At 67.7% G+C, this 24,675-nt stretch carries 25 protein-coding genes; 10 read left to right on the forward strand and 15 right to left on the reverse strand.

The annotated features are described in order from the left end of the window. Positions 1 to 720: 720 nt before the first annotated feature. On the reverse strand, positions 721 to 1,974 hold the full coding sequence (murA, locus tag HNP44_RS11300; RefSeq protein WP_259140310.1) for a UDP-N-acetylglucosamine 1-carboxyvinyltransferase: 1,254 nt from the start codon (positions 1,972 to 1,974) through the stop codon (positions 721 to 723). A 48-nt stretch (positions 1,975 to 2,022) separates the two neighbouring features. On the opposite strand from murA, the gene HNP44_RS11305 reads away from it, so the two are divergent. Next, on the forward strand, positions 2,023 to 2,595 hold the full coding sequence (locus HNP44_RS11305; protein WP_259140311.1) for a cob(I)yrinic acid a,c-diamide adenosyltransferase: 573 nt from the start codon (positions 2,023 to 2,025) through the stop codon (positions 2,593 to 2,595). Between the two features lie 12 nt (positions 2,596 to 2,607). Here the strand turns inward: HNP44_RS11305 and HNP44_RS11310 are convergent, their stop codons facing one another. From HNP44_RS11310 to HNP44_RS11360, 11 genes are all read right to left on the reverse strand, one after another. After that, positions 2,608 to 3,033, reverse strand: a complete 426-nt coding sequence (locus HNP44_RS11310) for a DUF2550 domain-containing protein (protein ID WP_259140313.1) — start codon at positions 3,031 to 3,033, stop codon at positions 2,608 to 2,610. A 91-nt stretch (positions 3,034 to 3,124) separates the two neighbouring features. Next, the gene (locus HNP44_RS11315) at positions 3,125 to 3,508 is read right to left on the reverse strand and encodes a F0F1 ATP synthase subunit epsilon (protein ID WP_259140315.1); all 384 of its coding nucleotides are present in this window, start codon (positions 3,506 to 3,508) and stop codon (positions 3,125 to 3,127) included. A gap of 6 nt (positions 3,509 to 3,514) precedes the next feature. After that, entirely contained in the window at positions 3,515 to 4,960 is a 1,446-nt protein-coding gene (atpD, locus tag HNP44_RS11320; RefSeq protein WP_224647857.1) for a F0F1 ATP synthase subunit beta, read from the reverse strand. An 18-nt stretch (positions 4,961 to 4,978) separates the two neighbouring features. After that, positions 4,979 to 5,902 carry a F0F1 ATP synthase subunit gamma gene (locus tag HNP44_RS11325; RefSeq protein ID WP_259140317.1) on the reverse strand — a complete coding sequence of 308 codons (924 nt, stop codon included), beginning with the start codon at positions 5,900 to 5,902 and terminating at the stop codon, positions 4,979 to 4,981. Beyond that, positions 5,895 to 7,529, reverse strand: a complete 1,635-nt coding sequence (gene atpA, locus HNP44_RS11330; protein WP_068524658.1) for a F0F1 ATP synthase subunit alpha — start codon at positions 7,527 to 7,529, stop codon at positions 5,895 to 5,897. Before atpA ends, HNP44_RS11325 begins: the two co-directional genes overlap by 8 nt. A 46-nt stretch (positions 7,530 to 7,575) precedes the next feature. Continuing rightward, positions 7,576 to 8,922 (reverse strand): F0F1 ATP synthase subunit B/delta, encoded by a 1,347-nt coding sequence (locus HNP44_RS11335; RefSeq protein WP_259140319.1) that lies wholly within the window; start codon positions 8,920 to 8,922, stop codon positions 7,576 to 7,578. Beyond that, complete coding sequence (locus tag HNP44_RS11340) at positions 8,923 to 9,435, reverse strand: F0F1 ATP synthase subunit B (protein WP_259140321.1); 513 nt, start codon at positions 9,433 to 9,435, stop codon at positions 8,923 to 8,925. Positions 9,436 to 9,464: 29 nt separating this feature from the next. Further along, a complete protein-coding gene (locus HNP44_RS11345) occupies positions 9,465 to 9,719 on the reverse strand; it encodes a F0F1 ATP synthase subunit C (RefSeq protein WP_040765682.1) in 255 nt (84 codons plus the stop codon). A gap of 77 nt (positions 9,720 to 9,796) precedes the next feature. Then, the gene (gene atpB, locus HNP44_RS11350; RefSeq protein ID WP_259140328.1) at positions 9,797 to 10,549 is read right to left on the reverse strand and encodes a F0F1 ATP synthase subunit A; all 753 of its coding nucleotides are present in this window, start codon (positions 10,547 to 10,549) and stop codon (positions 9,797 to 9,799) included. Next, positions 10,546 to 10,959 carry an ATP synthase subunit I gene (locus HNP44_RS11355; protein ID WP_259140332.1) on the reverse strand — a complete coding sequence of 138 codons (414 nt, stop codon included), beginning with the start codon at positions 10,957 to 10,959 and terminating at the stop codon, positions 10,546 to 10,548. The genes atpB and HNP44_RS11355 overlap by 4 nt, the downstream gene beginning before the upstream one ends. A gap of 210 nt (positions 10,960 to 11,169) precedes the next feature. Next, positions 11,170 to 12,372, reverse strand: a complete 1,203-nt coding sequence (locus HNP44_RS11360) for a glycosyltransferase family 4 protein (protein WP_259141157.1) — start codon at positions 12,370 to 12,372, stop codon at positions 11,170 to 11,172. Positions 12,373 to 12,652: 280 nt separating this feature from the next. Here HNP44_RS11360 and HNP44_RS11365 point away from each other — a divergent pair, with 280 nt between their 5' ends. The 9 genes from HNP44_RS11365 to HNP44_RS11405 all read left to right on the forward strand — a co-directional run bounded on the left by HNP44_RS11365 (position 12,653) and on the right by HNP44_RS11405 (position 21,812). Continuing rightward, positions 12,653 to 13,510, forward strand: a complete 858-nt coding sequence (locus HNP44_RS11365) for an MlaE family ABC transporter permease (protein ID WP_259140333.1) — start codon at positions 12,653 to 12,655, stop codon at positions 13,508 to 13,510. 174 nt (positions 13,511 to 13,684) lie between these two features. Beyond that, the gene (locus tag HNP44_RS11370; RefSeq protein ID WP_259140334.1) at positions 13,685 to 14,548 is read left to right on the forward strand and encodes an ABC transporter permease; all 864 of its coding nucleotides are present in this window, start codon (positions 13,685 to 13,687) and stop codon (positions 14,546 to 14,548) included. 27 nt (positions 14,549 to 14,575) lie between these two features. After that, complete coding sequence (locus HNP44_RS11375; protein ID WP_259140335.1) at positions 14,576 to 15,715, forward strand: MlaD family protein; 1,140 nt, start codon at positions 14,576 to 14,578, stop codon at positions 15,713 to 15,715. A 16-nt stretch (positions 15,716 to 15,731) separates the two neighbouring features. Further along, the gene (locus tag HNP44_RS11380; RefSeq protein WP_259140337.1) at positions 15,732 to 16,757 is read left to right on the forward strand and encodes an MCE family protein; all 1,026 of its coding nucleotides are present in this window, start codon (positions 15,732 to 15,734) and stop codon (positions 16,755 to 16,757) included. Next, a complete protein-coding gene (locus HNP44_RS11385; protein WP_259140339.1) occupies positions 16,742 to 17,761 on the forward strand; it encodes an MlaD family protein in 1,020 nt (339 codons plus the stop codon). Before HNP44_RS11380 ends, HNP44_RS11385 begins: the two co-directional genes overlap by 16 nt. After that, a complete protein-coding gene (locus HNP44_RS11390) occupies positions 17,761 to 18,864 on the forward strand; it encodes an MlaD family protein (RefSeq protein WP_259140340.1) in 1,104 nt (367 codons plus the stop codon). Before HNP44_RS11385 ends, HNP44_RS11390 begins: the two co-directional genes overlap by 1 nt. Beyond that, on the forward strand, positions 18,864 to 19,913 hold the full coding sequence (locus HNP44_RS11395; protein ID WP_259140341.1) for an MlaD family protein: 1,050 nt from the start codon (positions 18,864 to 18,866) through the stop codon (positions 19,911 to 19,913). Before HNP44_RS11390 ends, HNP44_RS11395 begins: the two co-directional genes overlap by 1 nt. 14 nt (positions 19,914 to 19,927) lie before the next feature. Then, positions 19,928 to 20,872 carry an MlaD family protein gene (locus tag HNP44_RS11400; RefSeq protein ID WP_259140342.1) on the forward strand — a complete coding sequence of 315 codons (945 nt, stop codon included), beginning with the start codon at positions 19,928 to 19,930 and terminating at the stop codon, positions 20,870 to 20,872. A gap of 46 nt (positions 20,873 to 20,918) precedes the next feature. Next, positions 20,919 to 21,812, forward strand: coding sequence for a hypothetical protein (locus tag HNP44_RS11405; protein WP_259140347.1), 894 nt, complete (start codon positions 20,919 to 20,921; stop codon positions 21,810 to 21,812). 261 nt (positions 21,813 to 22,073) lie between these two features. On the opposite strand, the gene HNP44_RS11410 is transcribed toward HNP44_RS11405, so the two are convergent. From HNP44_RS11410 to prfA, 3 genes are read right to left on the reverse strand one after another with little or no spacing between them, the layout of a single operon-like run. After that, positions 22,074 to 22,733: an L-threonylcarbamoyladenylate synthase gene (locus HNP44_RS11410; protein WP_259140348.1), complete on the reverse strand. Its 660-nt coding sequence runs from the start codon at positions 22,731 to 22,733 to the stop codon at positions 22,074 to 22,076. Continuing rightward, complete coding sequence (gene prmC / locus HNP44_RS11415; protein WP_259140349.1) at positions 22,730 to 23,584, reverse strand: peptide chain release factor N(5)-glutamine methyltransferase; 855 nt, start codon at positions 23,582 to 23,584, stop codon at positions 22,730 to 22,732. Before prmC ends, HNP44_RS11410 begins: the two co-directional genes overlap by 4 nt. Then, on the reverse strand, positions 23,581 to 24,669 hold the full coding sequence (gene prfA, locus HNP44_RS11420) for a peptide chain release factor 1 (RefSeq protein ID WP_259140356.1): 1,089 nt from the start codon (positions 24,667 to 24,669) through the stop codon (positions 23,581 to 23,583). Before prfA ends, prmC begins: the two co-directional genes overlap by 4 nt. Positions 24,670 to 24,675: the final 6 nt, after the last annotated feature.

Raw genomic sequence — 24,675 nt, forward strand, 5'->3', positions numbered from 1 at the left:
AAAATAATCTGATTGTCCATGCGTGCCAAAAAATTTTGGCACTGACAATTTCATCGACACACTGTTGAGTTCTCAAAGAACACGCCAAACGCGGCCGCTCACACCATGTATATTCTGTGCAAACCGCACCTTCGCAGGCAGTTCATGCTACTCTAGCGGAGTCAGCAGGTCAACCTGACCTGCTCATCTCGTTCGGAGCAACCGTTCTAGCTTAGCAGAGCGGATTTCCGTGTGCAACTCGCTCTCGCGGGCCGCTTCGGAAGCGCCTCGATCTGCTCAACCTCACGCCGAAACTCTCTCGATCGCGCTGGGCGCTCGAAAGTGATGTTCTTTCGTGGGGCTGGCTGCTCGGAGCAACCGTTCTAGCCTAGCAGGTCGGAGTTTCGTTCGCAACTCGCTCTCACGGGCCGCGTTTCGGGCATCCGAACCGCTCACCACATGGAGGAACCACACGATCCCGCTAGGCGCAATCGAGGAGAAGGCTTCTCTTCCGTGGCGGTCAGCGCGATGATCCTTGCGGATCTCCCCGGTTTCCGAACTTCCGGCGGCACGTCGAGATCCAGATTCATTGGACTGCTGTGGGCCTTGCCGGGCGGCGCCTGGGCGCTGCTGACTCGATATAAGTTACACACGTCGAACTCGGAACACAAATCGGCAGGTCGTCCGGGTGAAACAGCGTTCCGGCCCGCATCGACGTCGTCCGCCGGCGCGGATCCCCTCCTAGGAGACCCGCTCGATCCGGCCGCCCAGCGCCGTCACGTTCCCGACGAAGTTGGGATACCCGCGATCGATGTGGAAGACATCGTGCACCTCGGTCACCCCGTCGGCGCAGAGGCCGGCCAGCACCAGGCCCACGCCCGCACGGATGTCCGTCGACCAAACGGGGGCGCTCGACAGCTGCTCGACGCCCCGGATCACCGCGTGGTGACCGTCGGTCCGCGCGTCCGCGCCGAGCCGCACCATCTCCTCGACGAACCGGAACCGCGCCTCGAAGACGTTCTCCGTGATCATCGACGTGCCGTCCGCGACGCACGCCATCCCGATGGCCATCGGCTGGAGGTCGGTCGGGAATCCCGGAAAGGGCAGCGTCGCGACGTTCACCGCGTGCGGCCGCTCCGGCGAGGCGATGCGGAAGCCGTCCGCACGCTCGGTCACCGTCGCCCCCGCGTCCTGCAGCTTCTGCAGTACGACCCCGAGGGTCTCCGGCGCCACGCCATTCACGGTGATGTCGCCCCGCGTCATCACCGCGGCGAAGCCCCACGTCGCCGCGACGATGCGGTCCCCGATGACGCGGTGCTCCGTGGGGTGCAGCTTGTCCACCCCGCGCACCATGAGCGTGTCGGTCCCGATGCCCTCGATATCGGCGCCCATCTGCACGAGCATCGCGCACAGGTCGACGATCTCAGGCTCCCGCGCGACGTTGCTGATCACGGTCAGTCCCGTGGCCAGTACCGCCGCCATGAGGATGTTCTCCGTGGCCCCCACCGAGGGGAACTCCAGCGTGATCTCCGCCCCCCGGAGCGAGTCCGCTTGCGCCACAACACAACCGTGCTCGATCGAGCTGGTCGCTCCGAGCGCCCGCAACCCCGACTGGTGCATGTCCAGGGGCCGCGAGCCGATCGCGTCGCCACCCGGGAGCGCGACCACAGCGCGGTGCTCACGCGCCATCAACGGACCGAGCACGCACACCGACGCGCGGAACTGCTTGACCGCGTCGAAGTCGGCGCGATGATTGAGCACCGCCGGCGTCGTGATCCGTGCCGTGTCGCCCTCGAGCTCCACCTCCGCGCCGAGGCCCCGCAGCACGTCCGCCATCAGCGGCACGTCGAGGATCTCGGGGCAGTTGGTGAGCACCGACGTGCCCTCGGCCAGCAACGTGGCCGCCATCAGCTTGAGCACACTGTTCTTCGCGCCGCCCACCGTGACCTCGCCGGTCAGCCGGGCTCCGCCGTGTACCAGAAACTTCTCTCCCACACGGTTCAGCCTATGGCACGTCGCCCGAGCCTGTGACAGCCTGTGACCATGGCTGTCCACCTCACCCGCATCTACACCCGCACCGGCGACGACGGCACCACCGGCCTGGGCGACTTCTCCCGGGTCACGAAGTCGGACGCCCGGCTCCGGGCGTACGCCGATTGCGACGAGGCGAACGCGGCTCTGGGGCTCGCGGTCACCGTCGGCGATCCGGGGCCCGCGATGCGCGCCGTCCTGCTGCGGATCCAGAACGAGCTCTTCGACGTCGGCGCCGACCTGTCGAACCCGATCGTCGAGGATCCCGAGTACCCGCCGCTGCGGGTCACGTCCGACTACGTCGACCGCCTCGAGGCCTGGTGCGACGAGTACAACGCAGACCTGCCGAAGCTCGACTCCTTCGTCCTGCCGGGCGGTACTCCCCTGGCGGCCTACCTGCACCTCGCGCGGACCGTCGTCCGGCGGGCCGAGCGAGCGGCGTGGGATGCGGTGCGGGAACACGAGGAAACGGTGTCGGTCCTGCCGGCGAAGTACCTCAACCGGCTCTCGGACCTGCTCTTCATCCTGTCCCGGGTCGCGAACCCCGGGGGCGACGTGCTGTGGAAACCCGGCGGCGATCGCTGACCGAGTCAGTTCCTAGGGACGCTGGCGACGCGGGCTGGGCCGCGACTCGAGCCAGGACTGGAAGGCCGTGAGGCCGTCCCGGGCGAAGGCGAGTTCGGTCTCCCCACCCGGGGTGACGGCGTGCACGATCACCATGTCGCGATCGATGACGTCGAGCTCGGTGCCGTGCGGAGCGCGCCGGCCGACGATCTCAGTCTCACTGCGCGGCAACGTCCAGCTGGGACCGAGCCGCACGCTGGAGAGCCGGTAGTACTTGAGTTCGTGGTCGTCGTAGCGGAGCGTGCCGTGACGCCAGCCCTGCTCGCCCGGCGCCGGCAAGTACCGCAGAATGATCGGCACGCCGGCTACGCGCAGGCTGTACAGGCGCAGGACCAGCACCGCGCCGACGACGAGCAGCAGAAGGACCGCGACCACCGCGACGAAGACGACTCCGCCCATCACGCGCTCCTCACTGCTCCGTACCCGGATAGCAGGAAAGCCGGTGGCCCGTCTTCACCGGGCCACCGGCTTTCACGCTGCTTCTTCTATGCTACTTGCCCGCGAGGAACTCGATCGCGCGCAGTTGTCCCTGCGCGGTCGCCTGCTCGTCGGACCCGTCCGCCGCCGCCTCGAGGGCGCGCCGGACCTCGGCCTCCTCCAGCGTCGCGGCCCACTCGGCCCCGTCCGCCAGCACGGTGACCTTCTCGCCGGTCACCGAGAGGAAGCCGCCGCGGATCGCCGCGGCCAGTCGCTCGCCGCCCACCGTGTCGATGGCGACGGCGCCACCGGTGGTGAGCTGGCCGAACAGCGGCTCGTGATGAGCCAGGACACCCAGCTCACCCTCCGTGGTCTGAGCGATGACGAACGTCGCCTCGCCCGACCACAGCCGCTCCTCGACGGAGACGACCTCTACCTGAAACGCCGTGTCAGCCACTGGAAACTACTTCCCGGCGATCTTCTTCGCGGCGGCCTCGACGTCGTCGAGACCACCACAGCTGTTGAACGCCTGCTCGGGCAGGTGATCGAACTCGCCCTTGCACACACGGTCGAAGGCCTCGATGGTGTCCGCCAGCGGGACGACCGAGCCCTTCTCGCCCGTGAACTTCTCGGCGACGATGAAGTTCTGGCCGAGGAACTTCTGGATACGGCGAGCGCGCTGCACCGTGACCTTGTCCTCTTCCGAGAGCTCGTCCATACCGAGGATGGCGATGATGTCCTGCAGCTCCTTGTACTTCTGCAGGATGCGCTTGACCTCGTTGGCGACGCGGAAGTGGTTGTCGCCCACGATCGACGCCTCGAGGATGCGCGAGGTCGAGGTCAGCGGGTCCACGGCGGGGTAGATACCCAGCTGCGAGATCGGACGCGAGAGCTCGGTGGTCGCATCGAGGTGCGCGAAGGTGGTAGCCGGTGCCGGGTCGGTGTAGTCGTCGGCCGGCACGTAGATGGCCTGCAGCGAGGTGATCGACCGGCCCTTGGTCGAGGTGATGCGCTCCTGGAGCTCACCCATCTCGTCCGCCAGGGTGGGCTGGTACCCCACGGCCGAGGGCATACGACCCAGCAGGGTCGACACCTCGGAGCCCGCCTGGGTGAAGCGGAAGATGTTGTCGATGAACAGCAGCACGTCCTGGTGCTGGATGTCGCGGAAGTACTCGGCCATGGTCAGGGCCGAGAGGGCGACGCGCATACGCGTGCCCGGCGGCTCGTCCATCTGACCGAACACCAACGCGGTGTCCTGGAGGACGCCCATCTCCTCCATCTCGAGGTGGAGGTCGGTGCCCTCGCGGGTACGCTCACCGACACCCGCGAACACCGAGGTGCCCGAGAACTCGCGCGCGATACGGGTGATCATCTCCTGGATCAGAACGGTCTTGCCGACGCCGGCACCACCGAACAGACCGATCTTGCCGCCCTTGACGTACGGGGTGAGGAGGTCGATGACCTTGATGCCCGTCTCCAGGATCTCGGTCTTGCCCTCGAGCTGATCGAAGGCCGGGGGCTTGCGGTGGATGCCCCACTGCTCGCCGTCGCGGCCGAGGCCGGGGGTGTCCAGGCAGTCACCGAGGGCGTTGAAGACGTGGCCCTTGACGACGTCGCCGACGGGCACGCGGATCGGGAATCCCGAGTCGGTGACGTCGGTGCCGCGGACCAGGCCGTCGGTGGGCTGCATCGAGATGGCACGCACCAGGTTGTCGCCGAGATGCTGCGCGACCTCGAGAGTCAGCGTCTTGGCCACGGACGGGAGGGTGATCTCCGCGCGCAGCGCGTTGAACAGGGCGGGAACGGCGCCGCGCGGGAACTCGATGTCGACGACCGGGCCGATGACCCGCGTCACGCGACCGGTGGCCGCAGCGGTGCCCGCCGACGCGGGCTGGGTTGCTGTAGTCATGTGTCTGCTTTCCGGTTTCTAGTTCGCGAGGGCGCCGGCGCCACCGACGATTTCGCTGATTTCCTGGGTGATCTGCGCCTGGCGGAGCTGGTTGGCCTCGCGGGAGAGCGAGACGGCCAGATCGTTGGCGTTGTCGGTGGCCGCCTTCATGGCCGTACGACGCGCGGCGTTCTCCGACGCCGCTGAGTCGAGCAGGGCGGCGAAGACGCGGGTCGCGACGTACCTCGGCAGCAGCGACGACAGCAGGCTGTCCGCGCTGGGCTCGAAGGTGAAGTTGCGGGCCGGAGCCTCATCGTCGCCCGCCGCGCCGTCGCTCTCCTCGACCACGAGCGGGGCCATGCGGCGCACCTCCGGGTTCTGGGAGAGCATCGACACGAAGCGCGTGTAGACGAGATGCAGCTCGTCGACGCCGTGCGTCTCGACACCGTCGATCGTCACGTACTCCTCGGAGCCGGTCTCGAACAGCTTCACCAGCGTCTCGGTAGCCGCGGTGGCGTCCGAGTGGTGCGGCAGCTGCGAGAAGCCGGTCCATGCGCCTGCGACGTCCTGGCCGCGGAACCGGAAGTAGTCCAGTCCCTTCTGGCCCATGACGTACAGGACGGGCTCCTTGCCCTCGTCCTTGAGCAGCTGGATCAGCTCGCGCGTCTCCCGCAGCACGTTGGAGTTGTAGCCACCGCACATGCCGCGGTCGGAGGAGACCACGAGGATCGCGGCGCGCTTCGGATTCGGCCGCTCGGTGAGAAGCGGGTGATCCAACGAGCCGGACTTGCTGGCCAGCTCCGAGAGCACCGAGGTCATCTCCTCGGAATAGGGCTTGGCGGCCGCAACTCGGGCCTGCGCCTTGGTGATCCGCGAGGTCGCGATCAGTTCCTGCGCCTTGGTGATCTTCTTGGTCGAGTTGACCGAACGGATCCGCGAGCGCAGCTCTCGGATACTAGCCATTGCGCTTGACCTTGATCGTCTCGTGCTCGACGTCCTCGGCGGGCAGCGCGCCCGCCTCGGCCTCGTTGACGACGCGCGAGCCGTCGGAGGCGAGGAAGCTCTGCTTGAAGCGGTTCGTCTCAGCGACGAGGATCTCCGCCTGGTCCTTCTCGAGGACCTTGCCGCCCGCGATCGACTCGTAGACGCCGGCCGCAGCGTGGTGCAGGTGGCTCAGCAGCTCACCGTCGAAGCGGCGCACGTCCTCGACGGGGACCGAGTCGTAGTGGCCCTCGCCGCAGAGGTAGATCGAGACGATCTCGTCCTCGACCGACGACGGGCTGTACTGGTCCTGCTTGAGCAGCTCGACCCAGCGGGCGCCACGGGCCAGCTGCGCCTTCGAGGCGTCGTCGAGGTCCGAGGCGAAGGCCGAGAAGGCCTCCAGCTCGCGGAACTGGGCGAGCTCGAGACGCAGCGAGCCCGAGACCTTCTTGAGGCCCTTGGTCTGCGCGGCGCCACCGACGCGGGACACCGAGGTGCCGACGTTGATCGCGGGGCGCACGCCCTTGTTGAAGAGGTCGGACTCGAGGAAGACCTGTCCGTCGGTGATCGAGATGACGTTGGTCGGGATGAACGCCGAGACGTCGTTGGCCTTGGTCTCGATGATCGGCAGCGCGGTCATCGAACCACCACCGAGGGCGTCGGACAGCTTCGCCGAGCGCTCCAGCAGGCGGGAGTGGAGGTAGAAGACGTCGCCGGGGTACGCCTCGCGGCCCGGCGGGCGGCGCAGCAGCAGCGAGATGGCGCGGTAGGCCTCGGCCTGCTTGGACAGGTCGTCGAAAACGATGAGGACGTGCTTGCCCTGGTACATCCAGTGCTGGCCGATGGCCGAGCCGGTGTAGGGGGCGAGCCACTTGAAGCCGGCCGAGTCGGACGCGGGGGCCGCAACGATGGTGGTGTACTCCATGGCGCCGGCCTCGTCGAGCGCGGCCTTGACGCCGGCGATCGTGGAGCCCTTCTGGCCGATGGCGACGTAGATGCAGCGGACCTGCTTGGTCGGGTCGCCCGACTCCCAGTTCGCCTTCTGGTTGAGGATGGTGTCGACGCAGACCGCGGTCTTGCCGGTCTTGCGGTCGCCGATGACCAGCTGACGCTGGCCGCGGCCGATGGCGGTCATGGCGTCGATGGCCTTGATGCCGGTCGCGAGCGACTCCTCGACGGGCTGGCGCTCGAGCACCGAGGCCGCCTGCAGCTCGAGGACGCGCTGCTCCTCGGCCTCGATGTCGCCCAGGCCGTCAATCGGCTGACCGAGCGGGTTGACCACGCGGCCGAGGAACTTGTCGCCGACGGGCACGGACAGCACGTCGCCGGTGCGGCGGACCTGCTGGCCCTCCTCCAGCTCCTCGTAGTTACCGAGGATGACGGCGCCGATCTCGTCTTCGTCGAGGTTCAGGGCCACGCCGAGAACCCCACCGGGGAACTCGAGCAGCTCGTTCGCCATCGCGCCCGGGAGTCCGGTGACGTGGGCGATACCGTCGGCGGTATCGGAGACGGTGCCGATCTCCTCGCGGGAGGCGTCGGCCTCGAACGTCGAGACGTACTGCTCGATCGCGCCCTTGACGTCGTCGGTTGAGATCGTCAACTCAGCCATGAGTACTCGTTTCCCTCTTTTGTGTTTCTGGGTGGAAGTTTAGTTGTTAGCGGGGCAGCTGTTCGGCGGCCTTGTCGAGGCGCGACGCGATGTCGGCCTCGATGACCTCGTTGCCCACCGTGATACGCAGGCCGCCCAGGAGCTCGGCGACGACCTCGGTCTGCACCGCGATCTTGCGCTGGTAGATCCGGGCCAGCAGATCCGCCGTGCGGGTCCGCTGCGCATCGGTCAGGGCGACCGCCGACTCGACCACTGCGACGGACTCGCCGCGACGGGCCGCAGCCAGTTCGGCGATCGACGCGACGGCGGCGTCCACGCGGCCGACGCGCACGAGGCGCACCGTCTGGCGCAGCAGCGCCGCGGTGAAGTCGTTCACCTTGCCGCCGAAGACCTTGTCCAGCAGCGCGATGCGAGTCGCGGCCGGAGCGCGAGTGTCCGACAGCGCCGCAGTGAGCTGCGGCTCGCCCTCGAGGATGCGCCCGGCGCGGAACAGCTCGTCCTCGGTCTCGTCGAGCGCGCCGGCGCGCTCTGCGCCGAGCAGCACGGCCACGCGGGCCTGGCGCTCGACGGCGGTCACGAAGTCGGCCGGAGCCGACCACTTCGCCGCCGCGGCGTCCTGCAGGAACGCGCTGGCCTCGGCGCTGATCTTGCTGCCGAACAGGCTGTCGACGAGCGCGCGCTTGGCGGCGGGCGCCTCGGCCGACTCGGCGAGGTGCTTGCGCAGCACCGGCTGCTCGCCTAGCACGTTCACCACGTCGGCCAGGTCGTCGGCGACGCGGGCCAGGGCGGCCTGATCCAGACCGGCGGTCCGCTGGTCGAAACCGGCGGCCAGCTGGCGAAGCGCGTCACGGCTGGCGGCGCGCAGGGAGCGCGTGCCGATCCGGTCCGCCTCGGTGACGCGGACCGTGTCGGCGCCCTGCGTCATCGACTCGAGCTCATCGAGCGAGCGGTCGACGGACGCGGACTGGTTGGCGGGGACGCTGAGGTGGTCGCGGACGAGGCGCCCGGCAACGTCGACGGCTTCCGCACCGAGCTCGGAGCGGAAGCCCCGCACCAGGTTGCTGCGGTTGAGCGCGACCTGGCCCTGCCCGTGCTCGCCGATCCGGGAGACCTCGCGGTCGGTCTGGGCTCGCAGCTCGTCGCGGATCGCGTCCGCGTCGCCACGGGCCTCGTCGCGGATCTGGCTGCCCTCACGGGCGGCGTCGGAGCGCGCGCGCTCCCCCGCCTGGCCCGCCTGCTGGAGCTTCTCCTGCGCGATCCGCGCCTCCTCCAGCTGCGCCCGGACCGTGTCCTGGCGTTCCTTCATGAGCCGCTTCACCGGCGGAACGACGAACTTCCACAGGACGAAGAGGATGACCGCGAAGGCGATCAGGTTGCCGATAAAGACACCCATTTAGTTCTTCACCACCTTGTCGCTCGAGAGTGCATCCAGCTTCGCCGTGAGGGTCGGGTCCTGCGTGACGTCGAAGCCGAGCACGCGGCTCGCCAACGACGCCGAGAGCGGAGCGAGATCGGCGCGCGCCGCTGCGGCCGCGGACTCACCCGCGGTGCGCAGCTGCTCGGTCTTCTCCCGCGTGATCGCGTCCGCCTCGGCTGCAGCCCGCTGCTTCTGCTCCTCCATCGAGACGCGACCACCGGCGCGCGCCTCGTCGCGGATGCTGCCGGCCTCACCGCGGGCGGAGGCTACTCCGGCGCGGTACTCCGACTCGGCGTCCTCGAACCCCTTGGCCGCGGCGCGACCGTCGGTGGCGGTCTGGTGGATCATCTTGTCGCGATCGTCCAGGACCTTCTGGATGGATGGAGCCACGAAGAACCAGATCACCGCGAGCACGATCAGGAAGATGATCAGGCACGAGATGAAGGTTCCCGCGGTGGGAAGAAGGAAGTTTCCCTCAGCGAGCTGCATGACGACAGTCCCCGTTTCTTGCGAGTGTCTCAGCCTGCGGTGATCGGGGTCGCGAACACGAACAGGGCCATGAAGGCGAGGTTGATGAAGTACGCGGCCTCGACCAGGCCGACGGTGATGAAGAACGGGGTCATCAGGCGGCCCTGGGCCTCCGGCTGCCGCGCGATGCCAGCGACAAGCTGGGAACCGGCGAGGCCGTTACCGATACCGGCACCGATCGCGCCGCCACCCATGATCAGGCCGCCGCCGATGAGCGCACCCTGAGCGATTGTCACATCTGCCATTGTTGTTTCCCTTTCGGTTTCTGGTAGTCGGCCTACCAGGGTCTACTCGTCCGTGGCCCGTGTGGGCCGCGAACAGGTCAGTGGTCCGTCTTCTCCATGGACGTGGAGAAGTACAGGATGGTGAGGAGCGAGAAGATGAACGCCTGGATGAGGCCGACGAAGAGCTCGAAGGACTTCCACAGGGAGTTCGGGAACCAGAGGATGTACGCCGGCAGCAGCGCGATAACCGCGACCATGACCGTGCCCGCGAAGACGTTGCCGAAGAGTCGCAGTGCGAGCGACAGCGGCTTGGAGACCAGCTCCTCGATCACGTTGATCGGCGCCAGGCCGACCGCGTGGCCCTTCACGACCTTCACGGGGTAGCCGATGATGCCGTGGGTACGGAAGCCCGCGAAGTGGTAGCCCAGGTAAACGACCAGAACCAGCGCGTAGACGAAGCTCACGTCGGCCGCCGGCGGCATGAAGATCTCGGTCGGGGTGCCGCCCTCACCCGTGTACTGCTGCGGCAGGACTGCGAGCCAGTTCGCGAACAGGATCAACGAGAACAGCGCGATCGCGAGGGGCAGGAGGAACGGCGCCACCTTCATGCCGATCGCGCCCTCGATCTGGCCGCGGAGCTGGATGGTGACGGCCTCCCAGAACAGCTGGACACCGCTCGGCACACCGGTCGAGGTGACCTTCGCCTTCAGGATGAACGCCAGGATCAGGACGATCGTCGCGGCGATCGCGGTAGCCAGGATCGTGTCCCAGTGAAAGGTCATGCCCCACAACTCGAACGACTTGTAGTGGGCTACCTTGATCGCGCCTTCGGCGTACAGAGTGGTGTTCATGACTGCTGGCGAAGCCCTTTCAGAACGGGGATGACAGTGTTCAGGACGAGGACGACCTGACCGACGGCGAGGCCGAAGATCACGCCCAGGCCTGCGGGCCGGAGGAAGTAGGCGATGACGAGTGCGACGACCGTGACCACGGCGAGCCGCACCATCGAGTTGACAGCGACGGGAGCCTTACGCGGCTCGTCGTCCGCGGTGATCACCGAGACCTTGAGAACCGCGAGTTTGGCGTTGAGGAGGGCGAGGAGACCGCCCACGAAGAACCACGCACCGAACCAGATCTCGTCGTACGCGGCGGCGACGCCCGCGACGACGACCGAGATGCCCGCGAGGATCACGAAGGGGTTGGCGAACGTCACGACGCCGCGGGGCGCTGTGCGATCGACCGAGGGGGCGGGCGTCGTCATGTCCCCTCCTTCGGGGTCAGGGTCACTCACGCGAAGGTCTCGCGGCGAGCGGGGGCGGCGTCTGCCGAATCCGTAGCGTGGGTCACATCACGGATTCTTTGTGATTGGCTGAGACTCTACCAAGAAGTAGGGGCACTCCCCACATCGGGTCCGCGCCGTGATCCAACCGATCAACTACACACGATAGTACAACAGGACAGCCGTCCCGCGTTATCGGGCACCCGTCTTGGGCGATGTATCTGACCTCGCGGTTTCGGAGTAACGCTCCCGTAGGCGCGGCACGATCCGCGGCACCACGGTGACGACGAGGGCACACAGCAGGCCCGCGCCGAACAGGGGCGCGATGAGGGTCGGCGGCAGCATGGTGGATGCCGCGGCACTCAGGCCCAGCACACCCACCCACAGGTAGATGACCACCACGACACGGCGCTGACTGTGTCCGATCTGTAGCAGCCGATGATGCAGATGCATCTTGTCGGCGGTGAACGGGTGGACCCCGGCACGCGTGCGGCGCACGACGGCCAGCAGAAGGTCGAGCATCGGCACGAACATCACCGCCACCGCCAGCAGGAGCGGTAACAACAGCGCGAAGATATCGGTGGTTCCGTAGGCGTTCTGAGAGATGCGGCCCGACGCCGACGTCGACGCCGCCGCAAGGGTGAGGCCGAGGAGCATCGAGCCCGAGTCGCCCATGAAGATCCGGGCGGGCTGGAAGTTGTGCGGCAGGAAGCCCATACAGGCGCCGAAGAGCGCGGCCGTGATCAGGGCCGGGGGGTACGACGGTGCGTCGCCGCCCGAGTCGAACATCAACCCCACCGAGAAGATGAGGATCGCAAGGGCCGCCAGCGCGGCCACCCCCGCCAACAGGCCGTCGAGCCCGTCGATGAAGTTCATGGCGTTCACGGTGGCGACCGCCACCACCACGGTGAGAAGACCGGCTTGCAATTGGTCGAGCACCACAGTCGTGTTGATGCCCGGGACGTAGACCACGTTCCAGGCCACCCCCATCACCACCAGGAGGGAGGCGGCGAAGATCTGCCCGACCAGCTTCGTGAGGGCGTCCACACCCCAACGGTCGTCGATGATGCCGACGACCACGATCACCGCACCGGCGACCAGAACGGCGACGGCGTCCTTGGAGTAGGCGAAACCGCGGGTAAGCGCGGGCAACTGCGCGGCCAAGAAGATGCCCGCGACCATCCCGATGTAGATGCCCACACCGCCGAGACGCGGAGTCGGCACCACATGGACATCGCGCGCCCGCGGGACGGCGACCGCACCGAAGCGGGTCGCGACGACCCGAACCAGCGACGTGGCGAAGAATGTGACAACTGCAGCTGTCAGCCCCACTACCAGCAATTCCCGCATCGGGACCCCGGCAGCACCGGCCCCGACGACCGTCCCGCCCAGCATCTCGATGTGCACGCGTGCGAATCTACTCGCACCGCCGAGCCGGATACTTCCGGCGGGCCAAGGCTTTGCGATGACACTTCGTCGCACCCCGCCTGACCTGAGCGGATGGACAGGATCCGCCCGACTGCCCGGGGGTTACTGACGAGTCGCTCACTCAGCGTCCGCGAAGCAGGCCAATGACCCACATCACTCGGTGGACCGTTATAGTGTCCTCGGTCATACACCTGAGAACGCAGCATGTGGGTCACAGTGTGGCCACAGTCGAGAGGAGACGTTCGCGGTGACGCAATCCGTTGTGCAGGGCTCGACGCCTGCCAGGCGACCTTCCTACTGGTCGATCATCAGCAAGAACTTCTCCAGCACCGTCGTCGACTCGATCCGCACGATCGGTCGCAGCGTTCGGATGCTGATCATGTCGCTGGTAGCCCTGGTGACGGACACCGTCCGCGGCCGACTCCAGTGGAAGGAGGCGCTGAACCAGGTCTGGTACATGATCGGCGTCACCACCTTCCCGGGTGTCCTCATCGCGATCCCGTTCGGCATCGTCATCTCGATCCAGGTGGGCAACATCATCGCCCAGCTCGGCGCCGACTCGCTCCAGGGCGCCGCCGGCGGCCTCGCCGTCATCACGCAGGGCGCCCCCATTGCCACCGGCCTGCTGCTCGCCGGCGCCGGCGCCTCCGCCATCGCCGCCGACCTCGGCGCCCGCACCATCCGCGAAGAGACGGATGCGATGCGCGTCATGGGCATCAACCCGCTCAACCGCCTCGTGGTGCCCCGACTGCTCGCCGCGTGGATCGTCGCGCCGCTGCTCAACATCCTCGTGATCGCCATCGGCACACTCGCCGGGTATCTGGTGGCCGTGGGCGGCCAGGGCGTGACGCCCGGTGCCTATTGGCTGTCGTTCGGCTCCTTCGCACACCCCGTTGACGTGTGGATCTCGCTGATCAAGTCCCTGATCTTCGGCACTGTGATCGCGATCATCGGCTGCCAGCGCGGCCTCGAGGCCCGCGGCGGCTCGCGCGGCGTCGCCGACGCGGTGAACGCGACCGTCGTCCTCTCCTTCGTCGTCATCTTCGGGTTGAACCTGCTCATCACGCAGGTCACCACGATGTTCTTCCCGATGCAGGTGGGCTGACCCATGACCGACTCTCGTAGGGCACAACCCTCTTCATCCCCGACGCAGGTGGGCTGACCCATGACCGACTCTCGTAGGGCACAACCCTCTTCATCCCCGACGCAGGTGGGCTGACCCATGCGCCACCGCACCGTCGTACCGACCGCCTCCGTTCCTGAACAGGTGAGCTGATACATGGCAACCGTTTACCGCCCTCGGGGCACCCGTTGGTTCTTCAACCTGTTCGGTGCATCCGGATCGGCCTGGAGCCTCTTCGACACCATCGGCCACGTCGTCTCCTTCATCGCCGAAGTCATCCGCACCGTCCCGCACGCGATCAAGCACTACCGGTCGCAGATCATGTACATCCTCACGGACATCACGTGGGGCCGCGGCGCCCTCGTCGTCGGCGGCGGCACCGCGCCGGTGCTGGCGGTCCTCGGCATCACCGTCGGTGGCATCGTCGCCGTGCAGGGCTTCGCCATCCTCAACATGCTCGGCATGGGCCCGCTGACGGCCGTGGTCGCCTCGTTCGCGAACACCCGTGAATTCGCCCCGATGCTCGCGGGAGTCGGCTTCGCAGCGCAGGCCGGCTGTCGTATGACCGCCGAGATCGGCGCCATGCGCATCAACGAGGAGATCGACGCGCTCGAGTCCCTCGGCCTGCGCTCGGTGTCCTTCGTGGTGACCACCCGCGTGCTCGCCGGCCTGATCGCGGTGGTCCCCGTCTACCTGATCACCCTGATCCTGTCCTGGCTCTCCTGCGCCTGGGTGGTGAAATCGGTGTACGGCATGCCATCCGGCACATACGACCACTACTTCAGTCAGTTCGTGAGCGGGTCAGACATCGTCTTCTCCGTGATCAAGGTGGCCGTGTTCCTCACTGCCGTGATCGTCATCCACTGCTACCAGGGCTTCTTCGCCTCCGGTGGTCCGGAGGGCGTCGGTACGGCCTCCGGCCGGGCAATCCGCGCCAGTCTCGTGGCCGTCGTCGTCCTCAACCTCGTCATGACCGTCGCGCTGTGGGGCTTCACCTCCCCGGTCTACTTCAAGGGGTAACCAATGGGAGTCGTTTCCGTACCAGGAATGTCGATCGAGAGGTCGGTGCTGCGCCGCCGCGGGCTCATCGCGGTCGCCATCATCCTTGCGATCGTGCTCGTCGGGTGGCTGGTCAAGGCCCTGTGGCCCAAGGACGAGTTCTCGTTCACGCTCCGCTCCCCCGCTGTGGCGGCAGGCATCAAAGACGGCGCGCCCGTCCGGATCCAAGGCATCAAGGTCGGTGAGGTCACCGGCATCTCCGCCCTGGGCAACGGCCAGCAGGGCGTAAAGGTCACGATGAAGTCGGCCGACGGCAAGTCACTGACCAACAATGTCGAGGCCGCCTACTCCGCCGGCAACTTGTTCGGCGTCTCCGAGGTCATCCTCACCCCGCACGACGGTGGCGGCACGCTCCAGGAAGGCGCCCAGATCGCGCCCACGAAGCCGATCACCGACAACACCGTCTCGAACATGATCATGACGATCGGCGACGTGAACAGCGATGCCCTGCGCCCGCACATGAGCCAGATCCTGCTGAACTTCGACGCCTCGTCGAAGGCCATGCTCCCGCTCTTCAGCGCCCTCGGCAGTGTGGCGCAGGCTGTGCAGGACACGCAGCGACTGACGACCGCGCAGACCTTCCCGGTGATCACGCAGGCCATAGAGAACGCCGACGCCACGACCGCGGCGCTCATCCCCGCCGTGAAGACGCTGTTCGACTACTCGCCGGTGCACGACAAGACGTGGGTCAACCGCGGCAAGGCGACGCTGGATGCGCTCACCAACGAGAGGGACAGCCTGACCGCCGCGTTGCAGAAGATTCTCGATCCGAAGGCCCTGGCGGGACTCCAGACGGCGACGCCGATGCTGGTGGCCCTGATGCAGCCGCTGCTCAACGCCTTCCCGAACGGAAGCGCGACGGGCGTCGGCATCCAGATCGGGCAGCTGATCGACAACGTCCGCAAGGCCATGCCGAACACCCCGAACGGGCCGGTGCTGAACCTGCGGTTGTCGGTCGACTACCCTGCCATCGGCGCAATGCTGCCACCTGCACCGACGTTCACCTACATCCCGCCGAAGCCGGGCGACAAGCCCACCGAGGCGAAGCCGGGCGAGACCACCCCGTCGCAGGGCGCACCGGCACCCGCGAAGCCGAGCACCCCGACGTCCACGAAGCCTGGGAGCTGAGCCAACGATGAAGTCAATGAAGGCGACCTCGATCAAGATCGCGGTCTTCGCCGCGGTGATGATCCTGCTCCTCGTGCTTGTGATGCAGGCACTGACCCGGCCGCCCCAGGGCGACCTCGACACCTTCCACGCCGAATTCAAGGACGTGTCCGGCCTCAAGGTCGGCGACGACGTGCGCATGCTCGGCGTGCAGGTGGGCAAGGTCAAGGACATCGCGGTGAAGCAGTCCTCGGACCACCGGCTCTCCAACGCGGCCGTGACGTTCTCGGTGCAGCGCGACCGCACGTTCCGTACCGACGACACACTGGCCATCCGGTACCAGAACCTCACCGGTTCTCGGTTCCTGGAGGTGCGCCCCACGCCGAAGAGCACGGCCGCCGAGGTGAAGCCCGGCAGCACGATCGAGGAGAAGTACACGCAGTCCTCGTTCGACATCACGTCGGTCTTCGTCGGGCTCAAGCCGGTCCTGTCCACGCTGAATGCCGACGACATCAACCACCTGACGCAGTCGGTGCTCGCGGTGATCCAGGGCAACGGCGAAGGCCTCGGGCCGCTGCTCGGCTCGCTCGACAAGCTGATGGCGGTGAGCAACGACCGGCAGCGCGTCCTGACCCAGCTCATCACGAACCTCGGTTCGGTCTCGGAGTCCATCGGCGGGGCCTCCCCCGGCCTGACGAAGGTGCTCCAGCAGCTCGACGTCTTCGCCCGCACCCTGGCGAGCAACATCGACTCGATGCGCGAGTGGTCCGACAAGACCTCGGGCGTGGTGAGCCGCACGAACGCACTGCTCGCGGCGCTGGGACTCACGCCCAACGAGAACCCGCCGCTCGACGCCATCGTCAGCAACGCGATGCCCATGGCCGAGCAACTGGTCAACGCCCTCGCGACCCTCCCCGGCATCGTCCAGATCCTGAACGAGGGCACGAAGCCGCAAGCGGGCCCCGCGGTCTCGACCACCTGCAGCAAGGGCCAGGCCAAGCTCCCCGGCATGATGAATCTCTTCGTCGCAGGTCAGAAGGTGACGGTATGCAATCCAAAGTGAACCTCTTCAACCGTCCGCTGCCGACGGCCGCACAGGATCGCCGGTACCAGCTGAACTGGGGCATCGTCGGCGCGCTCATCGCCGTCATCGTCCTCGCGATCTGCAGCTACCTCTTCGTCTTCCAGCCGGGCACCAAGGAGTACTCGGCGGACTTCAAGGAGGCGCAGGCCGTGCGGACCGGCGTCGACGTCCGTGTGGCCGGCATCAGCGTCGGCTCCATCTCCGACGTCGAGCTGCTCGACGACCGGGTGCGCGTGAAGTTCCGCGTCGACAAGGACATCTTCCTCGGTGACGCGACCACCGCGTCGATGAAGATGCTCACCACTGTCGGCGGCTACTACATGGCGCTGACCCCGATGGGCACGACGAACCTCGGCGACAAGCCGATCCCGCCGGAGCGGGTGTCGATGCCGTACAGCCTCCTGGAGACCTTCCAGCAGGCGACCCCGAAGGTCGAGAAGATCAAGGCGACGCCGATCCGCGAGTCCATGTCCCAGCTGAACCAAGCGCTCGAAGACCAGCCGGAGTCGATCCGGAACACGGTCGGCACCTTCAACAAGATGTTCGAGAACATCTTGCGCCAGCAGGACCAGGCGGGCGACTTCGTCAAGGTGATGGGCGAATACTCGACGACGATCAACCAGAACGGCGACCTGCTGCTCTCGCTGATGCGGAACATGAGCACGTTCTTCTCCGCCGCCGAGGTGAACCTGGCCGGCTTCAAGAGCTACCTCACGAACACCACGCAGCTCGTGCAGCGCCTCGGTCCCCTGCTCAACGTCTACCTCAACAATGTGGATCCGCTCGCCAGTCGCTTCGACGCGCTGGTGGCCAAGGCCCGCGAGGTGGTGCAGCAGGCTGAGCCCGCGATCGCCAACGCCAAAGAGATGCTGGCCGGCCTGCAGAAGACGATCGCGCCCGACGGCACGATCCAGCTGAACCAGTCCGAGCAGACCTTCCTCGCGACCAATGTCTGCATTCCGAGCCCGGGGGTGACCTGCTGATGCGTAAGTTCCTCGCTTCCCGCGGCGCGATGTCCGCGTTCGTGGTCATCGTCGCCGCCGCACTGGTCCTCGGCGGTGTGGCCTTCAAGGGCCTCACCACCAAGACCACCTCGTACTGCGCCGATCTCGACAACTCGGTGGGCCTGTTCACCGGCAGCAAGGTGGCACAGTTCGGCTACCCGATCGGCGAGATCACCAAGATCACCCCGAACGGGGCCACGACCCGCGTCGACTTCGACCTGCCCGCCGACCGCAAGCTGCCGACCAACGTCGGCGTCGTCGCGATCGCGGACTCGCTGGTCGCCCAGCGCCGCCTGGAGCTCCTCCAGACCTACACGGGCGGCCCGACGTGGCAGCCCGGCAAGTGCATCACCAACACCAAGACGCCGCTGTCGATCACCGAGTCGCTGCAGGCTGTCTCGAAGGTCGTCGACGACCTGACGGTGGGCGGCGGTGACGAGGAGTTCCGCAAGGCAATGGCGTCCATCCCCGCGCTCAACAAGGCGACGCAGGGCACGGGCCCGGAGATCTCCGCGCTCACCAACAAGCTCGGCGAGCTGATGCGCAACCCCGGCCCCGGCATGAGCGACGTGGCGGCGATCCTCGACGCCTTCGCCCCCGCGTCCGACGGCCTGGTCCAGAACTGGGACGAGATGCGCGCCTTCCTCACGAAGTACGCGTTCCGCATCAAGAATGTCGGCGAGCCGCTGATGGATACCGGTATCGGCGCCTTCCCCCAGCTGGTCCCGCTGGTGAAGGTACTGTCCACGGTCTTCGACAAATACGGCGCCTTCATCGCCCCTCTGCTCGAGGTCACGGTTCCCACCACGACCCTGCTGGCGGCGACGACGAAGCAGTTCGGCGACCTGCTCAACATCCTGCCGCCGCTCATCCGCGCCTTCCAGGTGAGCGTCGACAAGAAGACCCTCGCCACCAAGATCACGTACCGGCCGCCGTCAGCGCTGGTGCCGTCGAAGAACCCGGCCCAGACCTGCAACAACCTGAACCGGTTCGCACCGGGCCAGTGCACGGTCGCCGATGCGGGCCACGTCAACGTGGAGCTCATCTCCACGGTCCTGCGCGCGACGGGAGCGGCGTACTGATGCGCAACCCACTGAACAGGCGTGCCCTCGCGATGGGCGTGGCCACCGTCGCCACCGGCACGGTGCTCGCCGGCTGCGGCTCGGTGCCCTTCAACCCGTCGGCGATCCCCGCCCCCGGCCAGCCGGGCGGCGGCGACGGCTACGTCGTGCACCTCGACTTCACGAACGTCCTCAACCTGCCCGACCGGGCGCGCGTCGTCTTCGACGGCGTGGTCTCCGGCCGCCTGCAGAAGGTGACGCTCGAGGAGGGCAAGGCCGTCGTCGACGTCAAGATCAACAACGGCGTGCAGGTGCCCAACACGGTCACCGCGACGCTGCAGCAGGACACGATCCTCGGCGACACCTACGTGGCTCTCAAGACCACGCCGGGCAAGCCGGGTACCCCCCTGAAGGGCGGCGACACGCTGCCGACGACGCAGACCAAGCCGCCGACTCAGATCGAGGACATCCTCGCCGACCTGGCGAACTTCCTCGGCAGCGGAAGCCTGATGCAGCTGCAGGACACCTTCAGCCGGATCAACAGCAACCTGCCGGCAGATCCCCAGAAGCTCTCGGGCCTGGTCAAGACGGTCTCGCAAACCGTGGTCGACCTCGGCGCGCAGAGCGACAACGTCAGCCAGGCGATCACCTCGGTCGGCGGCCTCGTGACCACGGTCAACGACAACGACCAGATCCTCGTCGCTCTGCTCAAGCCGACCGACGACTGGTTCGGGGACACACTCGACCTGACCACCGGCGCGATCAAGTTGCTCAGCCGGCTGTCCGACGCGCTCTCTCCGCTGATCTTCACCGCGCCGCTGCTCGACGCCTCGACGGCGACCGTCGCGGGCGTGATCAAGCCGCTGATGTTCCCGGGCTGGCCGAACATGAACGGCCGACAGGCGAACCTGGCGAACCTTGAGGACCTGTTGAAGAACAAGATCCTGCCGTTCCTCTCCAGCGGCGCCAAGGTCAACGTCAAGGAGCTGGGCACCAACGGGAACGTGCCCACTTCCGATGCCGCCCGCCAGGCGGTCAACAACCTTCGGATGGTGGGAGCAGTTCCGTGAAAAAGAGCACCTTCTTGAGCCTCCTGACCTTCGCGTTGGTGATGGTGCTGGGCACGGCGTACATCGCCTTCTCCGTGCTGCATTGGCGGCCACTGGCGGACTACCGTTCGGTCACGATGAAGCTCGACAACGCGAACCAGTTGCTTCCCGACTCCTCCGTGCTGCTGCGTGGCGTCAAGGTGGGCAACGTCGAGACCATCGACCGCAAGGACGGCAAGGTCGTCGTGAAGTTCCGCTACGACGGGAAGTACAAGATCCCGTCGGACACGGGCCTGCGCATCGAGCAGCTGTCCGCCGTCGGCGAGCCGTACATCGATTTCCGCCCGGAGAACCTCAACGGCCCGTACCTGGCCGACGGCTCGACGATCGACATCGCGAAGATCAAGGAGCCGCTGTCGCTGCCCGAGACCTTCAAGCTGATCTCCGGCCTGACGAGCAATATCAACTCGACGGACCTCGGCGGCATTACCGAGACCCTGGCGGACGCGACCAGCAACACGCAGGGCTCGCTGCCGAACATCTCGCAGGCCGGCGATCTGCTGGCCCGCACCCTGACGGCGCGGATGCCCAACATCCGCCGCATGATGGAGAACACGCAGAACTACCAGGCCAACATGGACTGGCTGCCGGGTGCGATCGCCGAGTTCGGCCCCGCGACCCGGACCTTCGTGGTGAAGGACGTCGAGGTGCTCAAGGCCTTGGACGTCCTCATGAAGGGCATCAACGGGCCCGAGATGCTGACGAAGTCGGTCAACCCGTTCCTGATGAAGATCGCACCGAACACCAGCAAGCTCCTGTCGAACCTCGGTCCGATGACCGAGCCGCTGGTGCCCGTGGTGCAGGCCCTGACAGACGTGCTGCCCCAGATCGACATGGCCGCGCTACTCTCGCAGGCGTTGAACACGGTCGGCTCCGACGGTGCCGCGAACCTCACGGTGGTCATCCCGCCGAAGAAGTAGCGCCCCACCGGACCGACGAACCCCGACACGATTGGCAACGCGACAAGTGACTGATTCCACCCCGGACGACAAGAACCTCCCTGACGAGGCCGCGGCGACCGAGGAGACCGTGCAGGACACCGTCGACGAGGCGGCCGAGGAGACCGCCGACGCGACCGAGGAGGCCGCGACGAAGGACGAGGCTCCGACCGAGAAGGTCTCGACCGCGAAGAAGGCCGCGCCCGCCGCGAAGGCGGCCAAGCGCCCCACTCCCCCGGTCGAGGACGACGACGAGGACGACGTCGAGGAGGCATCCGTGCGCCGGCCGAAGGCGTCGGCCCGGACCGCGGCGACGCGGAACCAGGCCGCGGGCCTCACCGCCGGCGCGACCGTCACCACGGTGGTCATCACCGTGGTGATCCTGGCCCTGCTCGCGGCGTCGATCACCTTCGGCGTGCTGTGGGGCCTGCAGAAGTCCGAGAACAGCGACATCAAGGCTGCCGCAGCCGAGAAGGCGCAGGCCGAGAAGGTGGCTGCTGAGTACGCCGCGGGCGCCTCGACCTTCGACTACAAGGACCTCACACCGTGGCGGAACGCCCTGACCACGCGCACGTCGGACGACCTCAAGAAGCGCTTCGAGGCAACGGTCGGTGCGATGAACCAGCTGCTGCAGCCGCTGCAGTGGGTGTCGAAGGGAACCGTCAAAGACGCCGTGGTCAACTCGCAGTCCGGCCCGATCTTCAAGGTCAGCGTCTACGTGAACATCGACACCACGACCGTCCAGAATCCCGCGGGCCGCAGTGTGCTGACGCTGTACAACGTGACCCTGGACAAGGACAAGGACTGGCAGATCAGCGACGTCGGTGGTGAGGTGGGCGCCAGCGCTGCGGCACTCGAGCAGACGCCTGCGACCCCTGCGCCGACGGAGACTGCGCCGGCCCCGCCCGCGCCCGGCAACTGACACAGTTACCGAATCCACGGAACGCCCGGAACCCGCAAGGGTCCGGGCGCTCCGTCGCTTTCGTGAACGTGCCATCCCCGGAAAAAGTGAAATTGCCGCCGCAGTTCCCGTCGCCCGACGACGTCCCGTCGGAGTAGGGTGCGCACACTCTCACCGCGCTCGAGTCGACTGCCTGCGCGATGGACCAGTTGTTGCCACCGCTACAGGGGTGGCGACGGGCACGCCGTCGACAGCGTGGTACCGCAGGGCCGACGAAGTAGCTCAGGCCAGCGATTCGACGGTGACGCCGAGGACCTCGGCGATCCGGGTGGTGCTCACGGCACCCTCGCGCAGCACGCGCGGCTGCGGCCCGGACAGGTCGACGATGCTCGACGGCGCAGCGTGCTCGGAGGGCCCACCGTCGAGGTAGACATCGACGGAATCGCCCAGCTGATCGCGGGCCTCCAGCATGGTGGCGGCGGGCGGCCGGCCGGAGACGTTCGCGCTCGAGACGGCCATCGGTCCGACCTCGCGCAGCAGCTCGATCGCGACGGGGTGCAGCGGCATCCGCAGCATCACGGTGCCGCGGGTGTCTCCGAGGTCCCACGCGAGGCTCGGTGCCTGCTCCACAACGAGGGAGACGGCGCCGGGCCAGAACGCACGGGTCAGCTCCCGGGCGGCGTCGCTGACCCGGCTGACGAGACCGTCGATGGTGTTCCACGAGCCCACCAGCACACCGACGGGCATATCGGGGCCGCGGTTCTTCGCGGCAAGCAGGGCAGCGACGGCGCGGCCGTCGAAGGCGTCGCAGCCGATGCCGTAGACGGTGTCGGTCGGCATCACCACGAGGTGGCCCCCCTTCAGCGCGGACCGGGCGGCGCTGAGGCCCGCGGCACGGGATTCCGGGTCGGTGCAGTCGAAGGCGCGGCTGGCGATGCTCACGGGTCCATCCTGCCAGTCACGTACCTGGGCCTGCCCGCGAGGTCCCGGTGCTCGGCGACGCCGCCGAATCCGGCCGCGCGGAGCTGCTCGGCGGTACCGGCGCCGTTGCTGTCGTCGTGCTCCACCGCCACCGCTCCCCCGGCGGCGAGCAGCCGCGCGGCGAGCGGCGCGAGGTCGCGGATCAGGTCCAGCCCGTCGGCGCCGGAGAACAGCGCGACGGCGGGGTCGGCCGCGGCCTCCCGGTCGAGATCCGCACCCTCGGGCACGTACGGCGGATTGGACACCACCAGGTCGACGGTGCCCAGCAACTCCGTCAACCGAGCCGGGAGCGCCGGATCGCGCACGTCGGCGTCGACCACCGTCGCCGTGCCCGCGAGCGCGGCCGCGGCGACGTTGCGGCGCAGGTAGTCCAGGGCGGCGAGGTCGCGCTCGACGAGCACGACGCGGGAGTCGGGCACCGTCGCCGCGAGGTACAGGCCCAGCGCGCCGGAACCGGCGCAGAGGTCGACGACGGCGGCGCCGCGCCCGACCTGTCGGGCCGCCCAGACAGCGAGGAGCTCGGTCTCGGGCCGCGGGACGAAGACGCCGGGCCCCACGGCCAGCGTGAGCGGCCCGAAATACGCGCGGCCCAGGATGTGCTGCAGCGGTTCCCGGGCCGCCCTCCGGGCCAGCAGCGCCTCATACGCGGCCGCCTGCTCCGGGGTGGCGTCGTCGGCGATCGGGATGCGCCCGCGGTCGATGCCGAGGGCCTCGGCGAGCAGGACCTCCGCGTCGAACCGCGCCGACGGGACGCCGGCCTCCGCCAGCCGGGCCGTGGCGGCGGCGGCGAGGTGCGTGGGCCTCGAACTCACTCGGCCTCGAGGCGCGCCTGGCGATCGGCCGCCTGGAGTGCGTCGAGCAAACCGTCGAGCTCGCCGTCGAGGACCTGGTCGAGGTTGTGCGACTTGTAGCCGATGCGGTGGTCCGCGATGCGGTTCTCGGGGAAGTTGTAGGTGCGGATCCGCTCGGAGCGGTCGACGGTGCGGATCTGCGCGGCCCGCGAGTCCGACGCGGCGGCCTCGGCCTCCTCCTCACGCAGCGCCTGCAGGCGCGCGGCCAGCACCTGCATGGCGCGGGCCTTGTTCTGCAGCTGCGAGCGCTCGTTCTGGCAGGTCACGACGATGTTCGTCGGCAGGTGCGTGATGCGGACCGCGGAGTCCGTGGTGTTGACGCCCTGCCCGCCCTTGCCGGAGGAGCGGTAGACGTCGATGCGCAGGTCGGACTCGTCGATCTGTACTTCCTCGACCTCGTCGGGCTCGGGGTAGACGAGCACGCCGGCGGCCGAGGTGTGGATGCGGCCCTGGCTCTCGGTGGCGGGGACGCGCTGCACGCGGTGCACGCCGCCCTCGAACTTCATACGGGCCCACACACCGTCGATCGAGCCGTCGGCGCCGGGGCCGCGGGACTTGATCGAGAAGGTCGCGTCCTTGTAGCCACCGAGGTCGGAGTACGTGGCGCCGAGTGTCTCGATCTTCCAGCCGCGGCGCTCGGCGTAGCGCAGGTACATGCGGGCGAGGTCACCGGCGAACAGGGCGGACTCCTCGCCGCCCTCGCCCGACTTGACCTCGAGCACCACGTCGTCCGAGTCGTGCGGGTCGCGCGGAGCCAGCAGGTCGGTGAGCTGTTGCTCGAGCGTCACGATCTGCTCGCCCAGCGCGGTCACCTCGTCGGCGAAGGAGGCGTCGTCGGCGGCCAGCTCCTGCGCGGCGGCACGGTCCTCGCGGGCCGCCTCCAGTTTGCGGTGCGTCGCCATGACGGGCGCCAGCTCGGCGAAGCGCTTGCCCACCCTGCGCGCGGCGGCCGGGTCGTTGTGCAGCGCCGGATCGGACATCTGCTGCTCGAGGCCGGCGTACTCGGCGAGGATATCGTCGATCGCGGAGGGGGACGTGGCGCTCATGGCGAC

The organism is Tsukamurella ocularis (assembly GCF_024807615.1).
Taxonomy (GTDB): domain Bacteria; phylum Actinomycetota; class Actinomycetes; order Mycobacteriales; family Mycobacteriaceae; genus Tsukamurella; species Tsukamurella ocularis.

What these genes read in the sequence shown, in the direction of transcription:
- HNP44_RS11345 (WP_040765682.1), bottom strand. Translation starts at nt 9,719, where the DNA reads ATGGCAGATGTGACAATCGCTCAGGGTGCGCTCATCGGCGGCGGCCTG.
- HNP44_RS11310 (WP_259140313.1), bottom strand. Translation starts at nt 3,033, where the DNA reads ATGGGCGGAGTCGTCTTCGTCGCGGTGGTCGCGGTCCTTCTGCTGCTC.
- HNP44_RS11360 (WP_259141157.1), bottom strand. Translation starts at nt 12,372, where the DNA reads ATGCTGGGCGGGACGGTCGTCGGGGCCGGTGCTGCCGGGGTCCCGATG.
- HNP44_RS11340 (WP_259140321.1), bottom strand. Translation starts at nt 9,435, where the DNA reads ATGCAGCTCGCTGAGGGAAACTTCCTTCTTCCCACCGCGGGAACCTTC.
- HNP44_RS11355 (WP_259140332.1), bottom strand. Translation starts at nt 10,959, where the DNA reads ATGACGACGCCCGCCCCCTCGGTCGATCGCACAGCGCCCCGCGGCGTC.
- HNP44_RS11390 (WP_259140340.1), top strand. Translation starts at nt 17,761, where the DNA reads ATGCGTAAGTTCCTCGCTTCCCGCGGCGCGATGTCCGCGTTCGTGGTC.
- atpD (WP_224647857.1), bottom strand. Translation starts at nt 4,960, where the DNA reads ATGACTACAGCAACCCAGCCCGCGTCGGCGGGCACCGCTGCGGCCACC.
- HNP44_RS11380 (WP_259140337.1), top strand. Translation starts at nt 15,732, where the DNA reads ATGAAGGCGACCTCGATCAAGATCGCGGTCTTCGCCGCGGTGATGATC.
- HNP44_RS11395 (WP_259140341.1), top strand. Translation starts at nt 18,864, where the DNA reads ATGCGCAACCCACTGAACAGGCGTGCCCTCGCGATGGGCGTGGCCACC.
- prfA (WP_259140356.1), bottom strand. Translation starts at nt 24,669, where the DNA reads ATGAGCGCCACGTCCCCCTCCGCGATCGACGATATCCTCGCCGAGTAC.
- atpB (WP_259140328.1), bottom strand. Translation starts at nt 10,549, where the DNA reads ATGAACACCACTCTGTACGCCGAAGGCGCGATCAAGGTAGCCCACTAC.
- HNP44_RS11305 (WP_259140311.1), top strand. Translation starts at nt 2,023, where the DNA reads ATGGCTGTCCACCTCACCCGCATCTACACCCGCACCGGCGACGACGGC.
- HNP44_RS11370 (WP_259140334.1), top strand. Translation starts at nt 13,685, where the DNA reads ATGGCAACCGTTTACCGCCCTCGGGGCACCCGTTGGTTCTTCAACCTG.
- HNP44_RS11325 (WP_259140317.1), bottom strand. Translation starts at nt 5,902, where the DNA reads ATGGCTAGTATCCGAGAGCTGCGCTCGCGGATCCGTTCGGTCAACTCG.
- HNP44_RS11375 (WP_259140335.1), top strand. Translation starts at nt 14,576, where the DNA reads ATGTCGATCGAGAGGTCGGTGCTGCGCCGCCGCGGGCTCATCGCGGTC.
- atpA (WP_068524658.1), bottom strand. Translation starts at nt 7,529, where the DNA reads ATGGCTGAGTTGACGATCTCAACCGACGACGTCAAGGGCGCGATCGAG.
- HNP44_RS11385 (WP_259140339.1), top strand. Translation starts at nt 16,742, where the DNA reads ATGCAATCCAAAGTGAACCTCTTCAACCGTCCGCTGCCGACGGCCGCA.
- HNP44_RS11335 (WP_259140319.1), bottom strand. Translation starts at nt 8,922, where the DNA reads ATGGGTGTCTTTATCGGCAACCTGATCGCCTTCGCGGTCATCCTCTTC.